General features: G+C 51.5%; 1 protein-coding gene. It reads right to left on the reverse strand.

All coding sequences use genetic code 11. The features are described 5' to 3' along the window. A partial coding sequence (locus ABVS03_RS11580; protein WP_368019221.1) for a GTP-binding protein occupies positions 1–601 on the reverse strand: 601 nt, incomplete at its 3' end. Position 602 lies beyond the last annotated feature (1 nt).

Consider the following 602-nt stretch of genomic DNA (forward strand, 5'->3'; position numbering starts at 1 on the left):
GCTGTTCCTCCCGCGCAAGTTCTTCCCGGCTGATTGGTTCTCCTGCGATATACTTTTCCAATAATTCATCGTTATTTTCGATGACCGCATCCCATGCTTCTATGTCGGTATTTTCCTCCAGGACTATTTCCGGGGACAGCGACACCGTCTGCTTGATGATAATATCGGCGGAGAGCTTATCCCGAACAGACTGAACCACGCCCTGCAAATCAACGCCAGCCTGGTCGATCTTGTTGATAAAGATAACGGTGGGAATGTTCATTTTCCGCAGGGCATGGAACAGAATACGGGTCTGGGCCTGCACGCCATCTTTAGCGGAGATCACCAAGATGGCCCCATCTAAAACAGCCAAAGAGCGGTACACCTCCGCCAAAAAATCCATGTGGCCGGGCGTATCCACAATGTTGACTTTACATCTGTGCCACTGGAAGGAAGTGACTGCCGCTTGAATGGTAATCCCACGCTGCCGCTCCAAAAACATGGTGTCCGTCCTCGTTGTCCCTTTTTCGACGCTCCCCGGTTCTGAAATGGCTCCGCTGGCATATAGCAGGCTCTCCGTCAAGGTCGTCTTTCCAGCGTCTACATGGGCAAGAATTCCAATA

Origin of the sequence: Olsenella sp. AGMB03486 (assembly GCF_040884255.1) — a bacterium.
Classification (GTDB): Bacteria; Actinomycetota; Coriobacteriia; order Coriobacteriales; family Atopobiaceae; genus Olsenella_L; species Olsenella_L kribbiana.